The following is a 6,016-nucleotide window of genomic DNA, read 5'->3' on the forward strand; positions in this document are numbered from 1 at the left end:
GATGTCCCATTTGACGGCATTGCCGGTGACCTGCAGACGCACGTCGTCGAGACCGTTGGTGGTGTCTTCCTTGATGGTGATGCCGACCGCCGATGCGCTCGGCATCACCATCAAGGAAGACACCACCAACGGTCTCGACGACGTGCGTCTGCAGGTCACCGGCAATGCCGTCAAATGGGACATCACCGAGCTCGGCGCCGACGAATGCGCGCGCGGCTCCAAGGAAGGCCTGTTCGAGAAACTCGACTACAGCGTCATCGACAGAAGCGGCATCAATCCCAAGCTCGTCCATGACGACTGGGTCGGCATCTCCTACACCTCGGTCGTGCTGATCTACCGGACCGACGTTTTCGGCGACAAGGGGCCGAAGACCTGGGCCGATTTCTGGGATGTCGAGAAATTCCCGGGCCGCCGCGCGCTCTCAGGCAGCCAGGCGACGGAAACGCTGAGCGTCGCCGCCCTTGCCAAGGGCATCCCGATCGACAAGGTCTATCCGGTCGACATCGACGGTGCGCTGCAGTCCGTCGACAAGATCCGCGGTCATGTCGACGCCTGGTGGACCTCCGGCGCGCAGGCCATGCAGCTCGTCAAGGACGGCGAGGTCGACATGGCAAGCATCTGGAACGGCCGCGCCGGCACCTTGCGGAAGGAAGGCGCGCCGGTCAGCTTCTCCTTCGACCAAGGCGTTCTGACCGCCGACTGCATGGTCATCCCCAAGGGCTCGAAGAACAAGGACCTCGCCATGAAGGCGCTGGCCAAGTTTGTCAGCCCCGACCTTCAGGCCAACCTGCCGCTCTATGTCGACAACGGCCCGGCGAACGAGAAGGCCTTCGAGACCGGCAAGATCCCGCCGGAGCGGATCAAGGACATCAACTCGGCGCCGGACAACGTCAAGAAGCAGGTGCTGCAGGATCCCGAGTTCTGGCGCGACACCCTCGTGGAGGCGACCGAGAAGTTCGACAACCTGATCCAGCAATAGACAGGGTGGCACCGGTCGGGGCAGCGTCCAGGCGCTGCCCAGCTCCGTCCCGCCATGAATGATCCGGAGTCCAGGGAGATGCTTTTGTCCATCGCGCCGACCGCGCTTCCAATCGGCATCAGCGGCATCGAGAAGAGGTTCGGCGGCGTCTCGGTGCTGCGCGATCTTTCGCTCGATGTCGCCGCCGGCGAATTCCTGACGCTGCTTGGCCCGTCGGGCTCGGGAAAGACGACGCTGCTGATGATCCTGGCGGGCTTCGTCAGGGCGAATGCCGGCAGCATCAAGGTCGGGGGCGAGGAGATCATCGCCATGCCGCCGCACCGGCGCAACATCGGAATGGTGTTTCAGAACTATGCGCTGTTCCCGCATATGAATGTCTTCCACAACATCGCGTTTCCGTTGAAGCAGCGCCGCGTCTCGGCGTCGGAGACGGCCGAGCGCGTCGAAAAGGCGCTGGACCTCGTGCAGTTGAAAGGGCTCGGCGAGCGCCGCGTCGACCAGCTTTCCGGCGGCCAGCGGCAGCGCGTGGCGCTGGCCCGCGCCATCGTCTTCGAACCGCGCATCGTGCTGATGGACGAGCCGCTTTCGGCCCTGGACAAGAGCCTGCGCGAACACATGCAGATCGAATTGCGCAATCTGCATCGCCGGCTGGGCATGACGACCGTCTACGTCACCCACGACCAGCGCGAGGCGATCACCATGTCGGATCGCATCGCCGTCATGAATGCCGGCTGCATCGAGCAGATCGACCGGCCGGAAGTGCTCTACGCCGCGCCCAAAACGCGCTTCGTCGCCGGCTTCATCGGCGATTCCAACTTCATCCCGGTCGAAAGCCGCAACGGCAGCGTCTGGTATGAGGACAGGAAGATCCGCATGACGTCTGCGGCGCCAGCCGCCGGCTGCCATTTGATGGTGGTGCGGCCGGAAAAGCTGCGCCTCGTCGCCGACGCTCCGCCGGCGGGCAGCGTCAACGTGATCCCGGCGACGGTCGGCGACGTCATCTACCAGGGCGACAGTTTCGCCTGCTATGCCACGCTGCGAGATGGGCGTCAGGTGACGCTGCGCGACTATTGCCGCAGTGACGTGCTGGCAAAGCTGCCAAGGCCCGGCGAACCGGTCAATCTCGGTATCGATGCCGATGATGTGGTGCTGGTGGCGGCGGACTGATGAGCATGCAATCCGCCATACTCCCCCATGCCAGCGCCCCGACGCTCAACGCCGATGCGTTGCATGCCGATGCGCGCCGCGAATCCTTCGGGCTGCTGGCGCTGCTGTCGCCCGGCCTGCTGCTCGTCTTCGCCGTCATCATCGTGCCGATCGGCTGGCTGTTCTGGCTGTCGCTGTTCGACGAGACCGGGGCGCTGAGCGCTTCGAACTACGCGCGCTTCTTCCAGCAGCCCTCCTACATCAAGACCTTCCTCACCACCTTCAAGGTTGCCTTCGCCGTCACCGGCGCCTGCGTCGTGCTCGGCTATCCGCTGGCCTACATGCTGTCGCAACTGCCGCGTCGCGCGGCCTCGATATGCCTGGTCTTGGTCATCCTGCCGTTCTGGACCTCGGTCCTGGTGCGCACCTATGCCTGGCCTGGTCATCCTGCAGCGCAAGGGCCTGATCAACAGCTGGCTGATCGATCTCGGCGTCATCAGCCAGCCGCTGCCGCTCGCCAACAATTTCGCCGGCGTCATTATCGGCATGACCCACATCATGCTGCCGTTCCTAGTGCTGCCGCTCTACGCCTCGATGAAGACGATCGACACCGATTGCCTGCGCGCAGGCATGAATCTCGGCGCCAGCCCGGCCGCCACCTTCCGGCAGATATTCTTCCCGCTGTCGCTGCCCGGCCTCGCCTCCGGCGTGGTCATCGTCTTCGTGCTCTGCCTCGGCTTTTTCGTCACGCCGGCATTGATGGGCGGCGGCAAGGTCATCATGTGGGCGATGCGCATGGAGCAGACCACCAGCCTCTATTCCAACTGGGGCGCGGGCGCCGCGCTCGGCGTCGTGCTGCTTGCCGTCACGCTCGCCCTGCTCGGCCTGTTCCAATGGCTGCTCGGCGCACGCGCCACCGGCGTCTGGAGCTCGCGATGAGCATGGAAAATGCCCTGCCCATCTCGCACCGGCAACGGCTCTGGCTCTATGGTCTTGGCGCCCTCGTCCTGCTGTTCCTGATCGCGCCGTCGGTCATCATCGTCATTATGTCCTTTTCCGGCTCGACGCTGCTGCAGTTCCCGCCCCAGGAATGGTCGCTGCGCTGGTACGAGAGCTATTTCGGATCGGTGGAATGGCGCGATGCCACCATCGTGTCGGTCAAGGTCGCGGTGATGACGATGCTCGTGGCTACGCCACTCGGCACAGCCGCAGCCTACGCCATCAACATCGGCACGCTGCGAATGACCGGCGCCATCAATGCACTGCTCACCGCTTCGCTGATCATCCCGGTCATCCTGATCGGCATCGGCACCTTCTTCCTCTATGCCCGCATCGGCCTCAACAACACGCTGACCGGCCTTGTCGTCGCGCACACCGTGCAGGCCTTGCCGCTGGTGGTGCTGACCGTGCTTTCCGGCCTGCGGTCTTACGACATGAACCAGGAGAAGGTGGCGCGCAGCCTAGGTGCCAACCGCTTTTCCGCCTTCCGCCAGGTGACGATGCCGCAAATCCGTTTCTCGATCGTCTCGGGCGCGCTGTTTGCCTTCATCACCTCCTTCGACGAGGTGGTGGTTTCGCTGTTCATCTCCGGCGGCGAAACCACGACGCTGACGCGCCGCATGTTCAATGCTCTGCGCGACCAGATCGATCCGACCATTGCCGCCATTTCGACTTGCCTGATCGTGCTATCGATCGTCTTGTTGTCCGCCGCTCAGCTTTTCGGCCGCGGACGTTGAATGCAGGGATACCGTAAACAGCATGCGTGATTTCCAATTCCCCGGCCGCTCGCCCGCCCGCTCCACCGAAGCGATGGCCGCGACCTCGCATCCGCTGGCCACGCTTGCCGCCATCGAGATGCTGCGCTCCGGCGGCAATGCGATGGACGCCGCCGTCTGCGCCGCCGCCGTGCAGGCGGTGGTCGAGCCGCAGTCGACCGGCATCGGCGGCGACTGCTTTGTCCTCTTCTGCCCGAAAGGGCAAGGCAAGGTGCTGGCCTTCAACGGTTCGGGGCGTGCGCCTGCCGCCGCAACCGTCGACTGGTATCTGGAGAACGGCTTCAGCGAGCTTCCGAAGCAGGGTCCCCACGCGGTCACTGTACCGGGCGCGGTCGATGCCTGGTGCCGGCTGCTGGAAGACCATGGCCGCAAGGGCATTGCCGACGCATTGGCGCCCGCCATCCACTACGCGGAAAATGGCTACGTCGTGCACGACCGCGTCGCCTTCGACTGGGAGGATCCCGAAACCGACCTGTCGGCCGACGAGGTGGCGGCGCGCATCTTCCTGCCCGGCGGCCAGCCGCCCAAGGCCGGCGACGTCCATCGCCAGCCGGAGCTTGCCGAAACGCTGCGCATCATCGCGAAGAAAGGCCGCGCTGGCTTCTACGAAGGCGCGGTGGCCGACGACATCGTCGGCCGGCTCCGCCAGCTCGGCGGACTGCACACGCTCGACGATTTTGCTTCGACCAAGGGCGACTACAAGAACCCGGTCGGCATCGACTACCGCGGTTACGGCATCCACCAGATGCCGCCGAACAATCAGGGCCTGACCGCGCTTCTGATGCTGAACGTGCTGTCCGGCTTCAAACTCGGTGAACTCGACCCCAATGGCGCCGAACGCCTGCATCTGGAGATCGAGGCCGGGCGGCTGGCCTACCGCGACCGCGACACGTTTCTCGGCGACCAGGATCATGTCGCCGTCCCGGTGAAGGAGCTTTTGTCCGGCGCTTACGCCGACCGGCTGCGCGCCGCGATCGACCGCGAGCGTGCCATGACCGAATTGCCGCGCCTCGACCTGCCGGGCAGCGACACCGTCTACATTTCCGTCGTCGACCGCGACTTGAATGCGGTGAGCTTCATCAACTCCACCTACTATTCCTTCGGCAGCGGTGTCGTCAGCCCGAAGAGCGGCGTCGTGCTGCAGAACAGGGGCACCAGCTTCCGCCTCGATCCGAAGCACCCGAATGCCATAGCGCCCGGCAAGCGGCCGATGCACACCATCATGCCGGGCATGATGACCAAGGACGGCCGCGCGATGATGCCGTTCGGCGTCATGGGCGGCGGCTACCAGCCTTTCGGCCACGTTCACCTGCTGACCAACATGATCGACTTCGGCATGGACCCGCAGCAGGCGCTGGATGCGCCGCGAGTCTTCTACAACAGCGGCGTGGCGGAGGCGGAGCGCAGCGTGCCGGTCGACGCGGTTGCAGGCCTGCGCCGGCGCGGCCACCAGGTGATGGAGCCAGATCATCCGCTGGGGGGCGGGCAGGCGGTGCTGATCGACTGGGAAAAGGGAACGCTGACCGGCGCGTCTGACCCACGCAAGGACGGACTTGCGCTCGGATACTGATGCCGGCGGCTTCACGATTGCGTGCTGCCGCTCGGCTGGATTTTTGCAGGCTGGAAAGATAGTCGGTGACCATGACCAATACCGCTGACACTGTGGACCTTGCGCACCGCCTCGCCCCCGGCGCCACTGACGCGCCGGCTGTTTCGGCCCCTGATAGGCCGACGCTCACGCATGGCGGTTTGCGCCGGCTGATCCGCGAGACGGTCGCGAAGATGAATGAGCTAGGCCTCGGCCGTGGCGACCGTGTGGCGATCGTGCTGCCTAACGGGCCGGAGATGGCGACCGCCTTCCTCGCCGTGGCGGCGGCGGCCTCGACTGCTCCGCTCAATCCGGCCTACCGGGCCGACGAGCTCGATTTCTATCTCTCCGACATCGGCGCCAAGGCGATCCTGGTTGCCAGGGATGAGCAGGGGCTGGCGGTCGAAGTTGCCGAGCGTCTCGGCATCCGGGTGCTGCGGTTGCTGCTGCCGGATGACGCGCCGGCCGGCAGCTTCACCATCGCGGGCGATCCCGTCGGTCCGCCCGCCCCGCCCGGGTTGGCTGCGG

Annotated in this window: 5 protein-coding genes and 1 pseudogene; all 6 read left to right on the forward strand. The window is 65.2% G+C overall.

The genetic code is table 11. The annotated features are described in order from the left end of the window. The first annotated feature begins 79 nt into the window (after positions 1-79). Complete coding sequence (locus tag EN781_RS23180; RefSeq protein ID WP_245492641.1) at positions 80-979, forward strand: ABC transporter substrate-binding protein; 900 nt, start codon at positions 80-82, stop codon at positions 977-979. Positions 980-1,063: 84 nt separating this feature from the next. Beyond that, entirely contained in the window at positions 1,064-2,146 is a 1,083-nt protein-coding gene (locus tag EN781_RS23185) for an ABC transporter ATP-binding protein (RefSeq protein WP_126059189.1), read from the forward strand. Next, a pseudogene (locus tag EN781_RS36025) lies at positions 2,146-3,064 on the forward strand (ABC transporter permease). The gene EN781_RS23185 and the pseudogene EN781_RS36025 overlap by 1 nt, the downstream one beginning before the upstream one ends. Next, on the forward strand, positions 3,061-3,861 hold the full coding sequence (locus EN781_RS23195) for an ABC transporter permease (protein WP_126056000.1): 801 nt from the start codon (positions 3,061-3,063) through the stop codon (positions 3,859-3,861). The pseudogene EN781_RS36025 and the gene EN781_RS23195 overlap by 4 nt, the downstream one beginning before the upstream one ends. 22 nt (positions 3,862-3,883) lie before the next feature. Next, on the forward strand, positions 3,884-5,470 hold the full coding sequence (ggt, locus tag EN781_RS23200) for a gamma-glutamyltransferase (RefSeq protein WP_126055999.1): 1,587 nt from the start codon (positions 3,884-3,886) through the stop codon (positions 5,468-5,470). A gap of 71 nt (positions 5,471-5,541) precedes the next feature. Continuing rightward, a partial coding sequence (locus tag EN781_RS23205) for an AMP-binding protein (protein WP_145965589.1) occupies positions 5,542-6,016 on the forward strand: 475 nt, incomplete at its 3' end.

Source organism: Mesorhizobium sp. M4A.F.Ca.ET.090.04.2.1, assembly GCF_003999085.1.
GTDB lineage: Bacteria > Pseudomonadota > Alphaproteobacteria > Rhizobiales > Rhizobiaceae > Mesorhizobium.

Excerpts from the sequence above, each read along its gene's own strand:
- ggt (WP_126055999.1), top strand. The coding sequence starts at position 3,884 with ATGCGTGATTTCCAATTCCCCGGCCGCTCGCCCGCCCGCTCCACCGAA.
- EN781_RS23180 (WP_245492641.1), top strand. The coding sequence starts at position 80 with ATGCCGACCGCCGATGCGCTCGGCATCACCATCAAGGAAGACACCACC.
- EN781_RS23195 (WP_126056000.1), top strand. The coding sequence starts at position 3,061 with ATGAGCATGGAAAATGCCCTGCCCATCTCGCACCGGCAACGGCTCTGG.